Annotated in this window: 17 protein-coding genes and 1 riboswitch; of the genes, 10 read left to right on the forward strand and 7 right to left on the reverse strand. The window is 55.4% G+C overall.

Annotated elements, in window-relative coordinates; all coding sequences use genetic code 11:
* Positions 1-6: 6 nt before the first annotated feature.
* Positions 7-867 (forward strand): PhzF family phenazine biosynthesis protein, encoded by an 861-nt coding sequence (locus tag NH461_RS17320; RefSeq protein WP_261603865.1) that lies wholly within the window; start codon positions 7-9, stop codon positions 865-867.
* A gap of 59 nt (positions 868-926) precedes the next feature.
* Positions 927-1,436, forward strand: a complete 510-nt coding sequence (locus NH461_RS17325) for a GNAT family N-acetyltransferase (RefSeq protein ID WP_261603866.1) — start codon at positions 927-929, stop codon at positions 1,434-1,436.
* A gap of 18 nt (positions 1,437-1,454) precedes the next feature.
* Here NH461_RS17325 and NH461_RS17330 read toward each other — a convergent pair whose 3' ends face one another.
* The 4 genes from NH461_RS17330 to NH461_RS17345 form a co-directional block, all read right to left on the reverse strand.
* Positions 1,455-2,819 carry a TrkH family potassium uptake protein gene (locus NH461_RS17330; protein WP_261603867.1) on the reverse strand — a complete coding sequence of 455 codons (1,365 nt, stop codon included), beginning with the start codon at positions 2,817-2,819 and terminating at the stop codon, positions 1,455-1,457.
* 3 nt (positions 2,820-2,822) lie between these two features.
* A complete protein-coding gene (locus NH461_RS17335; protein ID WP_261603868.1) occupies positions 2,823-3,476 on the reverse strand; it encodes a potassium channel family protein in 654 nt (217 codons plus the stop codon).
* Between the two features lie 167 nt (positions 3,477-3,643).
* Positions 3,644-4,345, reverse strand: a complete 702-nt coding sequence (locus tag NH461_RS17340) for a response regulator (RefSeq protein ID WP_261603869.1) — start codon at positions 4,343-4,345, stop codon at positions 3,644-3,646.
* Positions 4,342-5,469 (reverse strand): DUF4118 domain-containing protein, encoded by a 1,128-nt coding sequence (locus NH461_RS17345; protein WP_261603870.1) that lies wholly within the window; start codon positions 5,467-5,469, stop codon positions 4,342-4,344. Before NH461_RS17345 ends, NH461_RS17340 begins: the two co-directional genes overlap by 4 nt.
* Before the next feature lie 317 nt (positions 5,470-5,786).
* Between NH461_RS17345 and NH461_RS17350 the strand changes: the two genes are divergently transcribed.
* The 4 genes from NH461_RS17350 (at position 5,787) to NH461_RS17365 (ending at position 9,730) form a co-directional block, all read left to right on the forward strand.
* On the forward strand, positions 5,787-6,575 hold the full coding sequence (locus NH461_RS17350) for a GNAT family N-acetyltransferase (RefSeq protein ID WP_261603871.1): 789 nt from the start codon (positions 5,787-5,789) through the stop codon (positions 6,573-6,575).
* Between the two features lie 65 nt (positions 6,576-6,640).
* Positions 6,641-6,738: riboswitch (TPP riboswitch) on the forward strand.
* Between the two features lie 209 nt (positions 6,739-6,947).
* Positions 6,948-7,733, forward strand: a complete 786-nt coding sequence (gene thiM, locus NH461_RS17355; RefSeq protein ID WP_261603872.1) for a hydroxyethylthiazole kinase — start codon at positions 6,948-6,950, stop codon at positions 7,731-7,733.
* 11 nt (positions 7,734-7,744) lie between these two features.
* Positions 7,745-8,380, forward strand: coding sequence for a thiamine phosphate synthase (gene thiE, locus NH461_RS17360; protein WP_261603873.1), 636 nt, complete (start codon positions 7,745-7,747; stop codon positions 8,378-8,380).
* Positions 8,381-8,530: 150 nt separating this feature from the next.
* Positions 8,531-9,730 carry a DEAD/DEAH box helicase gene (locus NH461_RS17365; protein ID WP_261603874.1) on the forward strand — a complete coding sequence of 400 codons (1,200 nt, stop codon included), beginning with the start codon at positions 8,531-8,533 and terminating at the stop codon, positions 9,728-9,730.
* Between the two features lie 151 nt (positions 9,731-9,881).
* Here NH461_RS17365 and NH461_RS17370 read toward each other — a convergent pair whose 3' ends face one another.
* Positions 9,882-10,376, reverse strand: a complete 495-nt coding sequence (locus NH461_RS17370; RefSeq protein WP_410000136.1) for a GlcG/HbpS family heme-binding protein — start codon at positions 10,374-10,376, stop codon at positions 9,882-9,884.
* A gap of 174 nt (positions 10,377-10,550) precedes the next feature.
* On the opposite strand from NH461_RS17370, the gene NH461_RS17375 reads away from it, so the two are divergent.
* The 4 genes from NH461_RS17375 (at position 10,551) to NH461_RS17390 (ending at position 16,735) form a co-directional block, all read left to right on the forward strand.
* Entirely contained in the window at positions 10,551-11,231 is a 681-nt protein-coding gene (locus NH461_RS17375) for a response regulator transcription factor (RefSeq protein WP_261603876.1), read from the forward strand.
* A complete protein-coding gene (locus NH461_RS17380) occupies positions 11,209-12,648 on the forward strand; it encodes a sensor histidine kinase (RefSeq protein WP_261603877.1) in 1,440 nt (479 codons plus the stop codon). Before NH461_RS17375 ends, NH461_RS17380 begins: the two co-directional genes overlap by 23 nt.
* Positions 12,649-12,824: 176 nt before the next feature.
* Complete coding sequence (locus NH461_RS17385; protein ID WP_261603878.1) at positions 12,825-14,798, forward strand: M13 family metallopeptidase; 1,974 nt, start codon at positions 12,825-12,827, stop codon at positions 14,796-14,798.
* A gap of 389 nt (positions 14,799-15,187) precedes the next feature.
* Entirely contained in the window at positions 15,188-16,735 is a 1,548-nt protein-coding gene (locus NH461_RS17390) for an ABC-F family ATP-binding cassette domain-containing protein (protein WP_261603879.1), read from the forward strand.
* Between the two features lie 72 nt (positions 16,736-16,807).
* Here the strand turns inward: NH461_RS17390 and metG are convergent, their stop codons facing one another.
* Complete coding sequence (gene metG / locus NH461_RS17395) at positions 16,808-18,322, reverse strand: methionine--tRNA ligase (protein WP_261603880.1); 1,515 nt, start codon at positions 18,320-18,322, stop codon at positions 16,808-16,810.
* 312 nt (positions 18,323-18,634) lie between these two features.
* Positions 18,635-19,264 carry a CatB-related O-acetyltransferase gene (locus NH461_RS17400; RefSeq protein ID WP_261603881.1) on the reverse strand — a complete coding sequence of 210 codons (630 nt, stop codon included), beginning with the start codon at positions 19,262-19,264 and terminating at the stop codon, positions 18,635-18,637.
* Between the last annotated feature and the right edge of the window lie 17 nt (positions 19,265-19,281).

Below are 19,281 nucleotides of genomic sequence, written 5' to 3' on the forward strand. Positions count from 1 at the left end.
GTCTGAATGATGAAAGCTTATCTTTTGACGGTGTTTAGCGGGGAACAAGCTGTCGGAAATCCGGCGGGTGTCGTCGTGCTTGATGACTGGCTGGACACGGCAGCCTTGCAACAAATCGCCCGACACCTGGCCCAACCGGTGACGACGTTTGTTGTCTATGATGAATCTCACGGTGGATCTCAGTACGCCGTTCGCTGGTTCTCCCAGCAGGCTGAAATCAATCTGTGCGGTCATGGCAGTCTGGCTGCGGCAGCTGTGTTGTTGGAATTTGGGGAGCAGGCGCCCGGGGATGCCGGAACCGAGACTGAGGTTGATGCTGATGCTGATGTTGAGCCAGAGGCTGAGGCTGAGGCCAACATGGTGACCCTGACCAGCGAACACGGTACGGTGATCGTGCGCAAAGATGGCCCACGGTATCACATGACGCTGCCGGGCTGGCAGCCGAACCGTTTACCGGATCTAAAGCGGTATCTGAAGCAAATCGGCCTGCCGGTGATCGACAGCTTCGCCACCCGGGATTTGGTGCTGGTGGCGGAAAGCCCGGACGTGGTGCGTCAGTTCACGCCGGATATGGCGGTGCTGGCGGCGATTGCAGATTATCATGCCGTGATCCTGACGGCGCAGGACGGCCGTGATAGCTATGTGCTGCGATATTTTGCGCCCAAAATCGGGATTGATGAAGATATCGCGACCGGATCAGCCCAGTGCTCGCTGGCACCTTACTGGCTGGAACAACTGGGCCGGGAAACGCTCAAAGTTACCCAGCTTTCGGCGAAAGGCGGGGCATTTGTGGTCCGGCAACAAGGTGAAGGACATATCTCGTTGCAGGTTGAGGTCCGCTTGGTGTCGGTGCTCAACCTTCCCTGATGGCTGTGCCCTAATCGTCGGCTGTCAGGAAAAGGGTTACTCAGGGAGGGAGCTTGCCCATGATGAAAGAGACACCCCAACTCACGTTCACAGCGGTGGATATGGATCGGGATCTCGAGTTGTGCCTTGAATTTCGCCGGGAGACGCACCGGGTCAGTTACGGCAATCTCGACCATTTTAGCCGGGAGGAAACGCTGGCCTGGTTTGAGGCATTGGTTGCCAATCCGGATGCCGGTTTTTTGCATGTGCGTGACGCCGGGGAGATCATCGGTCAGCTGGAATATCAGTGCCCTCGCACTGACGCTGAGGGTCAACGCTACGGCTACATTAATCTTATTTACCTGGTTCCGGCGTTCCGGCATCGGCATCTCGGTGGTCGGCTTCAGGCCTACATGCTGGATCAATTTCAAGCACAGGGCTGTACCCAAGCCCGCCTGCGGTACTTGCCGCACAATACAGCAGCGGGCGAGTTTTATCGCAGGCAGGGTTGGCAACCGGTTGGCGTCGTTCAGCCCAATGGCCAGTTGATGGACAAATCCTTGGCGGGTCGGTTTCGGGCAAGGGAATGATTTCCCCTGCGAACCAGCTCAGCCAATCGCCAGTCGGGCTTCCGGATGACGAACCCGCTTGGCATGGGGGCTCGCCAGACAGTAAGCCACCGTTAAGGGCCCCAAACGGCCCATGAACATCAGAAAAATGATGATCACTTCCCCGGCGTCGGAGAGCTCGCCAGTTAATCCGCGTGAGAGGCCGACTGTCCCGAGGGCAGACACCGCTTCAAAGACCACATCCAGCATCGGCGCATTTTCCGTCAGGAGCAGCAGGAAAATCGCCAACCAGGTCACCCCAATCGAAATCAGCCCCATTGCCAGTGCTTTGCGAATCGTGTCTGTTGCGATGCGGCGCTGAAACACATGAATGTCCTGATTTCGTTCCAGAAAACCATAGGTCGCCATGACCAGCACCATGAAGGTCACGACCTTGATCCCGCTGGCGGTACTGAGCGAACCGCCGCCGATAAACATCAGGACCAGAATCAGTGCCGTGGTGGCATCTTCCAGTTGATCAATCGCCAGCGTGTTGAACCCGGCCGTGCGTGGGGTCACGGCCTGAAACCAGGCCGCCAGCCATTTGCCGCCTTCTGAGAGGGGGGCCAGGGTATTGGGGTTGTGATACTCAATACAATAAATGGCCAGCAGGGCAACGCCGTTGATGATCACGGTGCCGGAGAGCATCATTTTGCTATAGGTGGATAACTGGCGCCAGCAGCGCTTTTGCCACAAATCCATCCATACCGTGAATCCCAGCCCACCGGTAATAAACAGCGCGGTAATGGTCAGGTTGACGGTCGGATCGTCGACATAGGGCATCAGGCTGTCGCTGCTCAGGGCAAATCCGGCGTTGTTGAACGCTGAAATGGTATAGAAAAAGCTGTGGAACAGGCTGGTTTGCCAGCCCAGCGTTTCGGCCCAGCGGATAAAGAGGATCAGCATCCCCAGACTTTCGACGATCAGCGCAAATAGAAACACCGACTTGGCGGTGGCCATAATGGTTGATGCATCGGTCTGGTTAAACGCCTCCTTGGCAACGGTCCGCTGTAAAAAGCCGATTTTTCCGCCGAGGGCAATCAGGGTGACGATGGCAAACGTCATGATGCCGAGGCCGCCCAGCTGGATCAGCAAGGCGATGATGATTTGTCCCAAAGGGGTGTAGGCCGTGCCGGTATCAACGACGACCAATCCTGTGACAGTCACGGCGGAAGTGACGGTAAACAGACTTTCCAGCCAGGTGATGGGCTGGGTGGTCGACCAGGGGAGCTTCAGGGCCAGGGTGCTGAGGGTGATAAACAGCAGGAAGCTACCGCAGAGGATCAAGGGCGGCGCCGCGAGGATCTTCTTGCCTGCTTTGGGTTTTCTCTCAATCGGAGAGACAGAAGGATGCCAAGTGATCATGGGTTATACCAACCTTGGTGCCAGTTGAGTGAGTGCTGCACGCGAGCCGCTGAGCAGCAGGATGTCATCGGGCTGGACGCGAAAATCCAACGGGAGTTGCGTCAGGGTCTGCTGATCCCGCTTGAGCAGCAGTACATCGATTGAGGTGCTGGTGCGCTCGAGGATCTGGCTCAAGCTTTGATCCTGCCAGGCGGATTTCACGTGGACTTCAACCACATACATGCCATGGCCGAGGGCAAGGTAGTTGTGCACCATCGGGTAATGGAGCGCCTGAGCAACCCGCATGCCCATTTCTTCTTCCGGATGGATAATCCGCGACACACCGAGTTTCGAGACGATGGTGTGGTGAGCCTTGGTGCTGGCTTTGACCCAGATTTCCCGAACGCCGATATTTTTGAGGCTCAGCGTACACAGCAGGCTGGACTGCATGTCGGCCCCGATCGCGACCAGCACGGCATCGCTGTTGGACAAGTCCAGTTCGCGCAGGGCATTTTCATCGGTGGCATCGCAAATGACAGTTTGGGTGAGTTCCTCGACATATTTGTCGGCAACCGTGGCACTTCGGTCGACCCCGGTCACGGTATGTCCCAGATGAATGAGTTCCAGACTGGCTGCGATGCCGAAGCGGCCGAGCCCAATGACGGTAAAGTGAGCCATATTATTCCTCGTTTCGATTTAATCTCTGTGTTGAAGGTGTACAAAGCCGACCCGAGTCATTTCGGGCGTGCTTGAGCCGGCATCCCGTCAGAAACGGGCTGCCTGATGCTGTGGTCTATGCGGGTATGGAGCCGAGTGTAACCATGCGGCTCGGTGGTGCCGCGGGTCTATTCGCGATGGATCAGCTCGGGCAAAAAGCGGTAGCCGATCCCCGGTTCGGTTTTGATAAACCGGGGCTGGTCAGCATCATCATTTAATTTTCGCCTGAGCTGGCTGATGAAGATCCGGAGGTAATGGGTATCGTCCTGATGCGTCTCTCCCCAGATATCGCGCAGCAAGTGATCTTGCTTGACCAGCTCCCCGGCGTGGCGGGCCAGCGTCGAGAGCAGGGCGAACTCTTTTTTCGACAGGGAAAGCGGCTGGTGGTTGAGCAGCACCTCGTGGCGTTCGATATCCAGGGTCATTTGTTCAAACACCAGCTTGTTCGCCGGCTTTTCGGCAGGGATGAGATCGCGCAGCAGCACTTTGATGCGGGCCATCAGCTCGCGGATCCCGAACGGCTTGCTTAAATAGTCGTTGGCGCCGAGTTCGAGCAGGCGGACTTTTTCATCCTCTTCATCCCGGGCAGTCAGCACCAGCACCGGCGTGGGCTGGTCACGGCGCAGGCGTTGCAGCAAATCGCTGCCGTCCCCGTCCGGTAAACCCAAATCCAGAATAATCAGGTCGGGCGCCGCTGTGTTGATTTGTGCCTGCGCCTCAGCCAGATTTGTTGCACTGACGGACTGAAATCCTTCGGCCGCAAGGGCAATGCGGATGAAAGTCTGGATTTGCGGCTCATCATCAATGATGAGGATGGTGTAGGGCGTCATGACAGATCCTCGCGGCAGCGCTCTTTGTGGTATAGCTCTTTGTGACAGAGCTCCTCGTAACAAGGAAGCTGGATTCGGATGGTGCAGCCGTGGTCAACCGGCACAATGGCAATGGTGCCCCGGTGGGCGTCGATAATACTTTTAGTGACGGTCAGGCCCATACCTGATCCGCCGTCCGCCTGATTGCCGGGGTGCTGGGAGTAGAACAGGTCAAATACCTGTTGGTGCTGGTCCGGCGGGATCCCCGGACCCTGATCGCAGATATCCAGGGTTACCTGATCGCCGTCTAGGTAGACCTCAACCCTGACTTTCTCCTGCGCCGGAGAATAAGCGACTGCATTATCAATCACATTGAACAGCGCCTGTTCCAGCAGGGAAGCCTGAACATGCACCCGGGGTAGATCCGGGATGATGTGCAAAACAATCCGATCGCTGCGCTCCCGGCGGCAGGCTGCATGCACGATCGGGGCAATTGATTGTTCCGTGGTTTGCAACGTGACTTGATCCCATTGCAGTTTCGTCGCCTGCAGCAGGTTCTCGATATAGTGGTGCAAGCGATGGCTTTCATCCATTGCACTTTGTAGCAACTCTTCCTGTTGCGGCTCTGCCAGCTTGCTGCGATACGCCTGCAAGGTGCTGAGTGTTCCGATAATGGTGGAGAGCGGCGTGCGCAGATCATGGGAGACGGACAGCAGAATGTTACTGCGCAGGGTTGCTTGTTTCAGCGCCTGTTGCTGACGGCGGTAGTGCTCGGCCAGCTGGCTAGTGATCAGGGCAACGAGCAGGAACACCCCCAGGTTCATGATGTCACTGGGGTGGAACATCTGGAGGGAAAAGCGTGGCGCAGTAAAGAAAAAGTTGAAACTCAGCGCGCTGCACACGGCGGCGGCAAACGCCCGGAACCGATCCCCATGTAAAGCCACCCAAACCACACCGAGTTGCAGGATCAGCAAAACTGCCGCGGTGGAGTGAAGCCAGTGATCGAGCAGGGCACTCACCGCCAGCGCGGCGAGGGTGGTGCCGGCCGCAAACAGCCACGGCTTGGTAAAATACCGTGTACCGGCGCAATTCGCTTGGGTGAAATGCTGCGCCTTGATTGTCTGTTGGGGTGCAGAGGCTTTCATAACTTGGGGTCGTTGACTGAACATGGGGTGACTTTATCAGAGTTTGGGGAATGCTGGCCGTAAAGAAAGCGTAATTTCTTTTGAGTCAGCAGGTTAACAGCGGCAATGGCGATAACCTATTCGTCGAGTTGAGAGCAAATTCAAGTTTCCAGGCTGTACTTCTGTTTGTCTCTCAATATTGCTGTGATGTGAAATCAGTGTCACTTATACTGAGCTCGATTTTGATTGCAGCTGCAATCTCTGTTGTGCTGACGCTGCGCCGGATAGTCCGATACGGTTTGGCGTCATGCATTTCAATAAGAACAAAAGGAATTGGTTTGATTCATCAAAATAACATTCGTCAGTTTTATGAGGTTGAAGTCGCGTACAGCCGCTTTAATAATTTGCGCACCTTCTCGACCGGACTGCCCAGCGAGATGCGGGTGATCGAACAAGCGGGCTTGACGGTTTTTGTTGATCCCACTCGTCCGTATGATAACCGGATCCTCGGGCTGAATGCAGACAATGAAGTTCACCTGGAGACTGTGCTCGGCGAATATCCCGAACCGATTGCACCCTATCTCGAACTCGAACCCGAAGCGGTGTCGCAGGTGCTGTCGAACCGGCTGGTATCGCTGGGCTATCTGCCGGTGTTGTCTCTGGAATATCTGGCGTTACCTCTGGAGCGTTATGATGCCGCACAGTGCCCGACGGATATTCATGTCGAGCGGTGGGGACCGGAACGCGCGGATGATTTCCTGGCGCTGCTGAAAACTTCCGGCGTCCAGTGCAGTGATGAGATTTGGGCGCTGAAACGCCAGTTTTACTGCACCGAGCAGTTTCGCTGTTTTGTCGCCATGGTCGATGAGCAACCCTGCGCCTGGGCCACATCATTCATCGAGCAGGGGACCGCGCTGCTGGCTAATGCTTATACCCAGGAAACGAGCCGTGGACGGGGATGCCAGACTGCGTTGCTGCATGCCCGTGCCAGAGACGCGCAGTCACTGGGCTGCACTGACTTGCTGACGGATGTGCTGCCGCAAAGTCAGAGCGCGCTGAATTGTAAAAAACTGGGCTTCTCAACCCTGACGGTGCGTTCGATTTGGGAGCGGACTGTCGCGGGATAAGCTATTGAAGTGGCTGAAAGTGCAACACGGCTTGTTGCGCTTTCAGTCAATATTGATATCATCGCGGGAAATAGTCGGGGAGCCGGAAGGCTGAGATCGCATTGCGAGACCCGTTGAACCTGATTCAGTTAACACTGGCGTAGGGAACTATACCGCTTGCGATGGAAGGTATCATGCCTTCGCCTCAATAAATGGATCGCCGGGCGCTGTTCTCTCTTTCCAGCCCGATGTATCTGCCTGATGAATCCAGCCTTCGTGTGTCGTCAAATGGCTGTTTCCCGCTGACATCGTTTCTGATCAGGTATTCCCCTAAATGAACCGCTCACCGGTGAGCGTGACAAGGCCGCGTCACAGCGACGTCTGAGGAAGCATATGAATACCGAAACTATCGTCTCCGCACTGAATGCCGTGCGTCAGCAAAAGCCGCTGGTGGTCAATATCACCAATTACGTTGTCATGAACAACACCGCCAATGCGTTGCTGGCACTGGGTGCATCCCCGATCATGGCGCATTCGCGTGAGGAAATGGCTGAAATGATGCGTTTTGCCGGTGCGTTGGTGGTGAATATCGGCACCCTGGATAGTGCCTGGACGCCGCGCATGGCTTATGCCGTTGAGCAAGCGAATCGACATGGTAAGCCGGTAGTGCTGGATCCGGTCGGTTGTGGGGCCAGCACCCTGCGTACCCAAACGTCGCGTCAGATCGCTCAGGCGGCAGCGCAGCTGATCATCCGCGGCAATGCCTCGGAGATTATTGCGTTAGCCGGAGAAGCAGGCCAGAACAAAGGGGTCGATGCATTGGACAGCAGTGAAGCTGCCGTGGGGGCGGCGCGTCATCTGGCCGAGGTCTATGGTTGCAATGTGGTGATTTCAGGCGCGACCGACGTCGTGGTGACCGCGGAAGGCGAGGTTCGGCTGCGCAACGGCCATGCCATGATGCCGTTTGTCACCGGGATGGGCTGTACGCTGTCGGCGCTGACCGGCGCCTTTGCGGCAGTGGGCGAAACCACGGGTCTTGCTGCCGCCGCTGTCCTGGGGATTGCCGGAGAAATCGCCGCTGAGCAGTCCGCCGGGCCCGGAAGCCTGCAGCTTAACCTGCTCGATGCGCTGTATCAGCTCGATGAAGCCACGTTGCGCCAGCGCCTGAAGTTGGCCTAAGGAAAGCTGTTGTGAACCCATATCGTTTATATCTGGTGACAGACGATCAGCAAGATCTTGCGACCCTGACCTCGGTTGTGGCACAGGCCGTTGCGGGTGGGGTGACCATGGTGCAGGTGCGGGAAAAGCACGGCGATGTTCGTGCGTTTATCGAGCGGGCACAGGCAGTGAAAGACATCCTTCGCGGCACGGGTGTGCCTTTGATCATCAATGATCGCGTCGATGTCGCCCTGACGGTCGATGCCGATGGTGTCCATCTGGGGCAATCGGATATGCCAGCGGTACTGGCGCGCCAACTGATTGGTGAAGACAAGCTGCTCGGCTTGTCGATTGAAAACGAGCAGCAGCTCATTGAAGCCGAATCGTTGCCGTTGGATTATCTGGGCCTGAGTGCGATTTTTACCACTCCGACCAAAACCGATATCAAAAAAGCCTGGGGCATTGATGGGCTGGCCATGGCGATTGCCCAAAGCAGTTATCCCATCGTTGCGATTGGCGGGATCAACGCCGCCAATCTCGATGCGGTGGTGGAAACGGGCGTTGACGGGATTGCGCTGGTCTCAGCCATTTGCCACGCCGACTCACCGCGTGATGCGGCGGCTGTTCTGCGGCAACAGCTGGCTGCGCAGGAAACCGTGCGTGAATGACTCCCGGTGATCGACGCTTGTCCCTGAAGTCGGTCATTTCACGCCGAAAAATGCTCAGCGCTTGCCGGGGTTCATGATAGAATCCCGCGCTTACTTGTGTTGCGCCGGTTTCAGGCGCAACCTGATTGTTTGATGAACCTGAGGCGATCCATGCCATTCTCTAAACTTGGACTGAGCAAACCACTGACGCAAGCGGTGGCAGCGCTCGGTTATACCCAACCGACCACGATCCAGGCCAAAGCGATCCCGGTGATCCTGGAAGGCAAGAACCTGATTGCCGCTGCGCAAACCGGCACCGGTAAAACGGCCAGCTTCGTGCTGCCTATCCTGGAAAAGCTGAGCCAGGGACAGACGAAAAAGAAAAAGCGGATCCGTGCACTGATCCTAGTCCCGACCCGCGAGTTGGCCATTCAGGTTGAAGAGAAGATCACCCAGTATGGTCAGGACCTGGGGCTGACGTCGCTGGCGATGTATGGCGGGGTCGACGAGCAGCAGCAGAAACAGCGTCTGATTGAAGGCGTGGACGTGTTGGTGGCAACGCCGGGTCGTCTGCTGGATTTGTATGGCCAGCGGGCTGTGTATTTCGAAGAAGTCGAAATGCTGGTGCTGGATGAAGCCGACCGCATGCTGGATATGGGCTTTATCGATGATCTGAACAAGATCCTGGATCGCCTGCCGGAAGACATTCAGCAGTTGCTGTTTTCCGCGACGTTGTCGCGTAAAGTCCGTGATCTGGCGAAGTCTGCGGTGATCGATCCGCATGAAATCACCATCGCCGCCAATCAGGCATCGAAAGCCAATATTGAACAGTGGTTGATCACGGTCGATAAAGATAAAAAGTCGGCTTTGCTGAGCCACTTAATCAACGAAAACCAGTGGGATCAGGCGCTGATTTTTATCGAAACCAAACACGGCGCGGCAAAGCTGGTGTCCCAGTTGGAAAAACGCGGCATTGCAGCGGAAGCGTTCCACAGCGGGCGCAGCCAGGCCGCACGTGCTCAGTTGCTGGAAGATTTTAAAGCCGGCAGCCTGAAATATCTGGTGGCAACCGGGGTTGCGGCGCGCGGGATCGATATCGAAGAGCTGTCGCGTGTGGTGAACTATGATCTGCCGTTCCCGGCGGATGAATATGTCCACCGGATTGGCCGGACCGGCCGGGCAAATGCCTCGGGTGAGGCGATCTCGTTTGTCTCGAAAGACAACTTCAAAAACCTGTGCATGATCGAAAGCCGCCTGGGCCATCTGATTGAACGCCGGGAAGTGGAAGGTTTTGCACCGAAAAAACCGGTGCCGATCTCGATTCTGAACTACGTCCCGAAAAGCAAGCGACAGCCGCAGGACAAAGGCTGATGTAGCCTTTACTTCATGTAGCCCTTACTTCATGTAATCCGGACTTCAACGAAAACAGGCGCTCAATCGAGCGCCTGTTTTTTTATCAGGTTTGGCACAACCCATCGGAGCGGATGGCTCACGCCGACTCATATTGTTGGGGGCAATGTGATCACAGCACCTTGTTGATCGCGGCTTCAGCGCACTGCACATCCAGGTGGCCACCCGGCGCGCCGCCGACACCAATGGCACCGATCACCGTATTGTTGACGGTCAGCGGCAGGCCGCCAGCCAGGAGCAACAGGTTGTCATCCATATCTTTCAGCGGTTGCAACATCGGCTTATCCGCGATGGTCTTCATCAGGTTGGCCGTCGGTTGTTTCATGCTCGCGGCGGTGAAGGCTTTTTTGCGTGAGCTGTCGAGGGTGTGCTTACCCGCATTGTCTGCGCGAAGCTGTGCAATGACGTTGCCGGTGACATCCACAACGGTGGCGGTGACTGTGTAGCCTTTGGCTGAACACTGCGCGACAGCCTCCTGGCTCAGCGCAAATGCCGTGGCTGATGAGATTTGGGCAATCGAAATCGTGGCTGCCTGATTCTCGGCACTGGCCTGGAAAGACGTTGCAGCCAGACCTGCGAAGAGGGTGCTCAGTAGCGTTGTTTTCAAAGATGTCATGTGATCCTCCATGAACGGGTGATGTTTGGGTACATGCAGTCAGGTTAGCGACATCGGGATTGCCGGAGGCTTTCAGGAACATTACAAGCGTGTAATGTTCCTGAAATTCGCCCAGAAAAGCTGATACAGTGAGCGGGTTATTCCCCACACAGGTTGATAGATTCAGTGAACGTATTACTGATCGAAGATGATCTGCACATCACCCGGTTTCTGACCCAGGGCTTTATGCAGGAAGGTTACACTGTGACTCAGGCAGGCGATGGCGTTGACGGGCTGCATTATGCGACCACCGCCCACTATGACGTGATTGTGCTGGACTTGATGTTGCCGAAGAAAGACGGGCTGCAAGTGCTTGCCGAGCTGCGCGGCATGGGGCATACCACCCCGGTGATCATTCTCAGCGCCAAACATTCCGTGGAAGAGCGGGTGTTGGGGCTTCGCTCCGGCGCGGACGACTATCTGGTCAAGCCGTTTGCCTTTTCCGAGCTGCTGGCCCGCTGCCAGATCTTAACCCGCAGAAGCCCGTCTCAGGCCGCACCTGCGCATCAGCTGAGTTATCATGATCTCACCCTGGATTTACTCAAACATAGCTTGCACCGCGGCGGACAGCCGATCCCACTCAATCAGCGGGAGTTTATGTTGATGCAGTTGTTGTTGCAGCATCCGGAAAAAGTGCTGTCGAAAACGGCGATCCTGGAGCAGGTGTGGGGCTATCAGTTTGATCCGCAAACCAATGTGGTTGATGTACTGGTCTGTCGTCTGCGCGGCAAAGTGGATAAGCACTTTGACTTACCCTTAATCCACACCATCCGAGGCGTCGGCTATGTCCTCAAAGCAGAAGGTTGAAGTTGCCCTGGCTCTGACTCAGCGCCAGCTGTTTCGCAAGTTTATGGCCATTTTGCTGTTGGCGTTGCTGGTGATTGAAGCCGTGGTCGGCGGCATTTTCTTCTATGACCTGTATCGGGTTGAGACCAAAATCATGACGTCCTTGTCGGTGGAGTACCAGCGGATCCTCAAGTTTGAGTCCGATGACAAGCTGGACCATGTGATCCGAGCCAATCCGCAACGACTGGTGGACAATCATATCGCGGCGTTTGTTGTACCAAACCCCGCTGCTGGAGCGACGTCCGGTGAGAGAGCCCAAGTCCGGTTTCTGGCCGGGGAGGGGCAAATTCCTGCGGATCTCGATTTTTCAGCCTTTCAGGTCGGTGATCATTCCTGGATCAGCGCGTTTCTCGCCAATCCCTACATGACGCTCAAGATGCAGGGGAAGGATCACGACTTTTGGTTGGTGCTCGATAACCAGGCCCGCTACCCGGTAGCGATGAAACAGTGGCTGATGACTTTCCTGGCCTTGGTTCTACTGGCGTGTTTCACTTCGGTGTTTATCTGGCGATTGATCCATAATACCTTGCAGCCGCTCGTGGTGTTGGGCCATCACCTGGATGATTTGAGTCGGGGCACGCTGGATGCTTTTGCCCGGCATGCCGGTGAAGCGGAAGTACCGCAGGGACTGGCCGCGATTAACCACAGCGTGCGCGAGGCCGTTTCGCGGCTGCATGGCGTCGTGACGACCATGGATCGGACTCTGGATGCGATTGCCCATGATATTCGAACGCCGCTGTCGCGAATTCAGTTGTCGACGGAAAACGCCTTGCTGAGCGCGCTGCAAGGTGACGAAAAATCGGCCTTGCAGGCCAATGCGCTGGCGGATTGCTCCGAATATGCGGCCCAGGCGAGTAACCTGCTGACCGCGTTGATGAAGCTCAACGATGAGCAAACCGGCAAACGTACGGTGCAGCGAATCCCGGTGAACGTGAACGACATCTTGCGGCGTGTGGCGAGTTGGTATGAGGACATTGCCGAACTCAAAGGGATTGAGCTCCAATGTGATCCGGCCCCAAGTCTGATGATGGACTCAGACGCAGACAAATTGACGCAAATCCTGGTCAATCTGGTCGATAACGCGCTGAAGTTTACTGAAGCTGGCGGGCGGGTGACGCTGACATCGGCAGCGCTGGCACAGGGCGGAGTCGCCCTGCAAGTGGCCGATACCGGGATTGGGATTGCCCCGGAGCATCAGGCGCTGGTCTTTAAACGCTTGTACCGCGTCGATGAAAGTCGCAGTAATACGGAAGGTTACGGGTTGGGGCTCTCTCTGGCAGCGGCGATGGTACGCAATCTTGGCGGGACAATGACGCTGACCTCTGCGCCGGGGCAGGGCAGTACCTTTTGCGTGCTGTTTCCGAACGCGGTTGAATAACCGGCGGCGGAGAGCCTGCATAAGATGCGAGGCGATGGGCTTGCGGGAGCTAGGGCTGCTGCCAGTGTGCATCGGGTTGCTTTAGTCGAAAAGAGATCTGGCTTGTAGAATTTGAACATGATCGTGTGTGGTCAACGTCAATCAGCCAATGAGACTGGTTTCTCAGGAGCATCCCCATGCAAACGATAGTGTGGCATCAGTTGGTCCGTTCAATCCTTATTCTTCTCTGGCTCGTCGCCGCCGGTGCGCAGGCCAAGCCAGAGCCTCAGCAAGATTATTATCATTTCGCCAATGCAGCATGGTTGGACAATACGCCGATCCCGGAGGATATGCCGGGCGTGGATAATTTTGTCCAGCTGACCCTCAAGGTCAATGCGCTGGTGCGGGAGTCGCTTGAAGCGCTGGAACAACGCAAGACGCCGTTAACGGCTTATGAGCAGCAACTCCTGGATCTCTATCATTCCTATCTCGACACCGACCGGCGCAATCAGCTGGGGATCACTCCGCTGGTGCCTGAGCTGAAGTTGATTGCCGATGCGAAGGATCATCAACAGCTCGCGGGCGTGTTTGCGGCGTTTCAGCGCCAGGGCATTGGTGTTCCCCTGGTGATGGCGGTCATGCCCGATCCCAAGCAGTCGACACGGCATGTACTGGGTGTGGTTCAGTACGGACTGGGGCAGAGCCAGGCGGTGTTAGTCGGCGAGGATGATCGCTCGAAAAAAATCCGCGAGCTCTATCAAACCCATATCGCCAAGATGCTTTCGTTGGCCGGTATTACCGGGGCAGCGGAAAAAGCCCCTCAGGTCTTGACGCTGGAGCAGCAACTGGCCCGGATCCAGTGGACACCGGCTCAGAATCGGGATCCCCGCAAGAAATACAATCCTTTCACCCTGGCTCAGTTGCAACAGACGCTGAGTACCTTTCCGGTGCAAGCCATGATGTCTGACTTGGGAGTCGCATCGGTTGAGGGCGTAGTGGTGCAGCAGCCATCGTATCTGGAAGCGCTCAATGCACTCTTTCCCTCAACCAAGGTGGCGGTGTGGCAAGACTATCTGCGGATGCGTTTGCTGGCTGAAAGAGGACCGTTGCTGACCCAGGATTTCCAGGATGAACTGAATCGTTATCAACGGGCGCTGGGCGGCTCACAGAAAGAAATGCCGCAGTGGCTCAGAGCGGTGCTGTTTTTGGGAGAAAGCGTAGATATGCTGGTTGGCCGGGTGTACATCGAACAGCAGTTCAGCCGTGAAGCGCTGGCCCAGGTGAATCACATTGTTCAGACCATCAAGGAAGAATACAGCATGGCGATTGAAGGCTCGACGCTGTTCAGTGATGCAACCAAAGCGGAGGCGCTCGCCAAGCTGAAGAACATGCGCTTTTATGTTGGCTATCCTGAAGTGTGGAAAGACTACAGTACCTTGAAAGTGGCCCCGGATGATCTCGTTGGGAATGCCCGGGCCATCGCCCGCTTTGATCACGAGTCTATGGTGGCGAAGCTGAGCCAGCCGGTCGACCCGGATGAATGGCTTCAGTCACCGACCGTGGTCAACGCTTATTATCAACCGTCGGCGAATAAATTTATCCTGCTGGCTGCGATCCTGCAGCCGCCGTTTTTCGATGCGGCTTGGGATGATGCAGCGCAATTTGGCGGGATTGGTTTTATTATCGGCCATGAAATTGGTCATGGCTTTGATGATCAGGGGAGTCAGTTTGATGCCGAAGGGAACCTGAGGAACTGGTGGACAGCAGCAGATCGTAAGAAGTTCAATGCGGTGGCGGCGCGGGCCGTGGCTCAGGCCAATGCGTATGAAATTTTGCCGGGACATTTTCTCAATGGCGAACTGGAGCTGGGCGAGATCCTGGGAGACCTGAATGGGCTGCATATCGCCTACCGCGCGCATCGGCGCATCATGAGCACGGAGCAGGATCCGCAGCAAGCTGATCGTACGTTCTTTGAACAGGCGGCTAAGGTGTGGCGCAGCAATCTTCGTCAGCCCATTTTGCTGAAGTTCCTTGAAACCGATGGCCACCCGCCCGGAGAGTATCGGGTAAACGGCATCTTTCCGCATCTGGATGCGTTTCATACCCTGTATCAAACTCAGGTCGGGGATGGGATGTACCTCGCGCCAAAAGACCGGCTTAAAATTTGGTAGCAGAAAATTGGATCGTGGCGTTGGGGGTAAATAACCAACAGGTTGCATTGACAGGCGGCACGGATTTGGGTAGATTCGCCCCAAATTGTTTTTAAACACTCTCTACCATGTTGTACATCTTATTCAAGAGCTTCGTCAGAAGGGTCTGCTCCGCGCACAAACACGATGAAGTGTTGCTCGGAGCTTAAATAACCTGAATCTTCATCAGTTGCGGTGATGTGCGAAAGCGCAGGTCAGCTTGCATCTGATGTGTACGGGTAGAGAAGGCGGCCGGTGATGCTTCATCACCGGCCTTTTTGTATCTGAAATTTATCAGAAACGAGATGACAGTGAACGTTATCCAGGGGTCGGTGCATTGCTACCGACCCCTTTTTTTATGGTTTAAAAACATGAGTTTATTAGTGATTCAAAACCTGACATATCAGGTTGCCGACAAAGTATTATATCAAGATGCCAATTTCGCCCTGCACACCGGCGAGCACATCGGGGTGACCGGCCACAACGGCGTTGGAAAAAGTACCCTGCTGAAACTCCTGCAAGGGGAGTATTTACCGGATCAGGGGGAGATCCATTGGCAGCCGAATCGTGTGATGGGGTATCTGGATCAGCACGGGACGGTCAACAAGGCGTTGTCGATTCAGGATTACCTCGCTTCTGCATTTGCCGAGCTGTTCGAGGCGGAACAGATCCTGATGGCCTTGTACGAACAGATGGCAATCGATACCTCGACGGTGCTGCTCAACCGGGCTGCGGCACTGCAGTCGCTGTTGGAAAAAGAGCAGTTCTACACCCTGGATCACCGGATCACCCAGATTGCAGCCGGGTTGGGGATAGACCGCTTCGGACTCGAGACCCGGATGGGCGCGCTCAGCGGCGGCCAGCGGCACAAGGTGATGTTGGCTAAACTGCTGTTGCAACAACCGGATGTGCTGTTGCTTGATGAGCCGACCAACTATCTCGATACCGATCATGTCGAATGGCTGGGCGGGTTTCTCGAACAGTATCCGGGCGCATTTATGGTGGTGTCGCACGACATCGCATTTCTTGAGCGCATTGCCAATGGCATCTGTGACATTGACCATCAGCAGATCAAAAAATACAAAGGTCACTACGCCAAGGCGATGGCGCAGAAAGCGCAGGAGCAGCAGCATCTGGTCAAACAATTTGAAGCGCAGCAACGCCAGATTGAAAAGCTCGAGGCTTACATTTCCAAAAATGGTGCCGGGGTCAATGCGACCATCGCCAATGGCCGCAAGAAGCAGCTGGCCAAGATTGATCGGCTGGCGAAACCGGAAGAAAAGTCCACGCCGGCATTTCACTTCGCCGCCGCACCGCTGAACGCCCAGCGGGTGATTGCCACCCGAGGCTTGAAGATTGGCTATCAGCGACCACTGTTGCCGCCGGTGAACCTGGATATCCAGCGCGGCGAGAAAATCGCAATTGTCGGCTTTAACGGAATGGGGAAATCGACCTTACTGAAAACCCTGATCGGCGAGGTCGATGCACTCTCAGGCCAGGTGGAAACCGCCAAGGGTATCAAGTGGGGTTATTTTGCCCAGGACTTGTATTGGCCGTACCCGGACAGTACCCCGGTTCAGGTGGTGCGGGCGGCCAATGCTGCCCTGAATGATAAAATGGCCCATCAGCAACTGGCCCGGTTTGGTGTTTCCGGTCGCAAAGCGCAGCAAAGCCTGGCAACGCTGAGTGGCGGTGAGCAAACCAAGGTGAAGCTGTGCTGTCTGGCGGTGGAGAACACCAATGTCTTGATCCTGGATGAGCCGACCACGCATTTGGATGTCGATGTGAAATCGGCGCTGAAGGAAGCTTTGATGCGCTATGACGGTACCGTGGTGTTGGTCTCGCACGAAGCCGAATTTGTGCGGGGCTGGCCGGATAAAGTGTTTGATATTTCGCAGCTCAATCCGACTTCGGCGTAATCAACAGCAGACCATGACAACGGGCGTCCCGGTTAACACCTGGGCGCCCGTTTTGTTTTTTGTGCCGATGGTTTAGCGGCTCAGCTGAATTCTCGCAAAATGACTGTTGCTCTCCTGGATCTGGATTGCATGCAGCGGCAGGTTCGGATTCAGGCGCCATTGCGTCTCGTCAATGCCGAATTCGGTAAGGACACGCTGGCTCAGCTCCGGCACGATCGGCAAATAACTCAGGGCGACCTGTTGCAGCACGTTGGCGATCACAAAGCAGGTATTGATCGTTTGTCGGCGGTCCTGTCCCTTACTGATCAGCCATGGCGCCCGGTGGTGGAAAAAGGCGTTGAGTTGGTCCAGCAGCTGTTTGAGCACCAAAGTGACCTGGTAAATATCATAGTCCTGATAGTGCCGGATCACTTGTTCCAGCTGTGCCCGACTGGTGCTCAGCAATTGCTCACATTCATCATCAAGGTATTTGCCAAGGCTGCCTTCGAGCTGACCGTCAAAGTATTTCACGACCAGGGTGTTGTTGCGTTTCACCAGATTGGCGAAGTTGTTCGCCAGGTCGGCATTAATCACTTCTGCCAGCTCGTCAATCGCGACATTGCCATCGCGGTAGAGCGGTTTTTGCCGAACCAGGGCATAACGCAGGCCATCGGCGGTGAGCTGGTGGCTGAAGGTGCTTGGATTGACCGTGGTTTCCGGATTGGATTTGGAGATTTTCTGGCCTTCAATCGTCCACCATCCGTGTACCACCAGTTTCTTCGGCAGCGGCAGATCAAGCGCCAGTAGGAATGCCGGCCAGTAGAGCGCGTGGAATTTCAGGATATCTTTGCCCAGGATGTGCGCCGTGTTCGCGATTGCGGTACTGGCATGGCCGGTTTGCTGGATGGCGGTAATGTAGCTAAACAGCGCGTCTATCCACACATACACCGTATGTTCGCTGTGGTTCGGTACCTGTACGCCCCAGCTGTTATTGATCCGCGACACGGACAAGTCTTCCAGCGGGCCTTCCTGGAGCAGGGCGATGATTGATTCCTGAAAATGACTCGGGGTGATCAGATCCGGATGAGCCAGATAGTCATCCAGGAGTTGCTGGCGGTAGTTTTCCAACCGGAACAGGTAGGTTTCTTCAGCCACGGTAACAACCGGTTTTTTGTGGACCGGACAGTGCTCGTCCTCCAACTCACGCGGCGAATAATATTGCTCGCAGGCGACACAGTACTGACCGGAATAGGAACCCAGATAGATGTCGCCGCGTTCAAACAGTTGCTGCCAGACGTCGCGCACATGGGCTTTGTGCGCCGATTGCGTGGTCCGGATGAAAATGTCCGGTCGGATGGTCAGCTCAGGCCATAACGCGGCGAAGGTTTCTGCCTTGGTATCAACAAAGGTTGCGATATCTGTCGCGGCTGCCTGGGCAGTGGACGCAATTTTCTGACCGTGTTCATCGGTACCGGTGATCAGCACATTTTCCTCGCCGATGAGTTGGCTGAAGCGGTGGCAGATATCGGCAACAATACCGCTGTAGGCATGGCCCAGATGCGGCTCACCGTTGGCATAAAAAATCGGCGTGGTTACAAAAGAAGTCATCAGTGCGTCTCCATACGTAAAATGAAATCGCTGGAATGGACGCAGTCACTGAGGGTTTTGAGTGGGGTTCATTGGCGCACCATTCCAGTTTGTGAGTGTGGAATGGTGTTGCTTGGTGTTTTCTTTAGAACAAGCAGCCCATCCCCCGCAGCATTCGCTGAGAAGGCATGTGCATCATTGACATTAGGGGGAGTGAGATCTTGTTCATATGGCTCAAGTTAACAGAGACTTAGCGATGCGACAAGCCTGTTGTTACCGATAATTTTCCTTATTCATGAAAGAAAAGGGAGCAACCTGTGCTCCCTGGAGTGATTAGCGGTCAAATCGTTGGTGGGCTTGTTCAAGCGCATCAATATCATGGTTGCAAATCAAATCTTTCAACGCCTCGAACTTTTCCTCGGGCCAGTCGTAGATCTTCAGCGCCATCAGTCGGCGGATAGTCTCTTCCGGAAAACGCCGGCGGATCGCTTTGGCCGGGTTCCCACCGACGACAGTATAAGGCGCGACATTCTTGGTGATCACGCTATTGGCAGCGACAATAGCGCCTTCACCCACAGTGACTCCCGGTATGATCATTGCCCGCATTCCAATCCAGCATCCGTCTTCCAGCACCGTATCTCCCTTGGATTGATAAGCCTCTTCAATGCGATCCATGAAGGGGTAGAGGCTGAACCAGTCGGACCGGTGGGTATGGTTACCGCCCATCAGGATCACTGCTTCCGCACCAATACAGACGTAATCGCCGATGTAGAGTTTGTCGATCTCCCAGCGTGGCTCCCAGTGTTGACTGGCTTCATCGCCATGCAGGTAACGGACGACCGAGTGCTCGAAGCCCTGATCGTAAGCGTCACTGTAGTAACTGTGAGTGCCTTTCAGGATGATGTTTGGGTTTTTGACGGTCTCATGGAGCATTTCCATTTTGGACCAATGTTTGATTGTCATATTTTGTTCCTGTGGAT

Source organism: Photobacterium sp. TY1-4 (genome assembly GCF_025398175.1).
Lineage (GTDB): Bacteria > Pseudomonadota > Gammaproteobacteria > Enterobacterales > Vibrionaceae > Photobacterium.

Bases quoted from the DNA above. Each gene is read 5' to 3' on its own strand.
- NH461_RS17335 (WP_261603868.1), bottom strand. From the start codon at position 3,476: ATGGCTCACTTTACCGTCATTGGGCTCGGCCGCTTCGGCATCGCAGCC.
- NH461_RS17400 (WP_261603881.1), bottom strand. From the start codon at position 19,264: ATGACAATCAAACATTGGTCCAAAATGGAAATGCTCCATGAGACCGTC.
- NH461_RS17320 (WP_261603865.1), top strand. From the start codon at position 7: ATGATGAAAGCTTATCTTTTGACGGTGTTTAGCGGGGAACAAGCTGTC.
- NH461_RS17380 (WP_261603877.1), top strand. From the start codon at position 11,209: ATGTCCTCAAAGCAGAAGGTTGAAGTTGCCCTGGCTCTGACTCAGCGC.
- metG (WP_261603880.1), bottom strand. From the start codon at position 18,322: ATGACTTCTTTTGTAACCACGCCGATTTTTTATGCCAACGGTGAGCCG.
- NH461_RS17345 (WP_261603870.1), bottom strand. From the start codon at position 5,469: ATGAAAGCCTCTGCACCCCAACAGACAATCAAGGCGCAGCATTTCACC.
- NH461_RS17390 (WP_261603879.1), top strand. From the start codon at position 15,188: ATGAGTTTATTAGTGATTCAAAACCTGACATATCAGGTTGCCGACAAA.
- NH461_RS17385 (WP_261603878.1), top strand. From the start codon at position 12,825: ATGCAAACGATAGTGTGGCATCAGTTGGTCCGTTCAATCCTTATTCTT.
- NH461_RS17325 (WP_261603866.1), top strand. From the start codon at position 927: ATGATGAAAGAGACACCCCAACTCACGTTCACAGCGGTGGATATGGAT.
- NH461_RS17340 (WP_261603869.1), bottom strand. From the start codon at position 4,345: ATGACGCCCTACACCATCCTCATCATTGATGATGAGCCGCAAATCCAG.
- NH461_RS17330 (WP_261603867.1), bottom strand. From the start codon at position 2,819: ATGATCACTTGGCATCCTTCTGTCTCTCCGATTGAGAGAAAACCCAAA.
- NH461_RS17365 (WP_261603874.1), top strand. From the start codon at position 8,531: ATGCCATTCTCTAAACTTGGACTGAGCAAACCACTGACGCAAGCGGTG.
- thiM (WP_261603872.1), top strand. From the start codon at position 6,948: ATGAATACCGAAACTATCGTCTCCGCACTGAATGCCGTGCGTCAGCAA.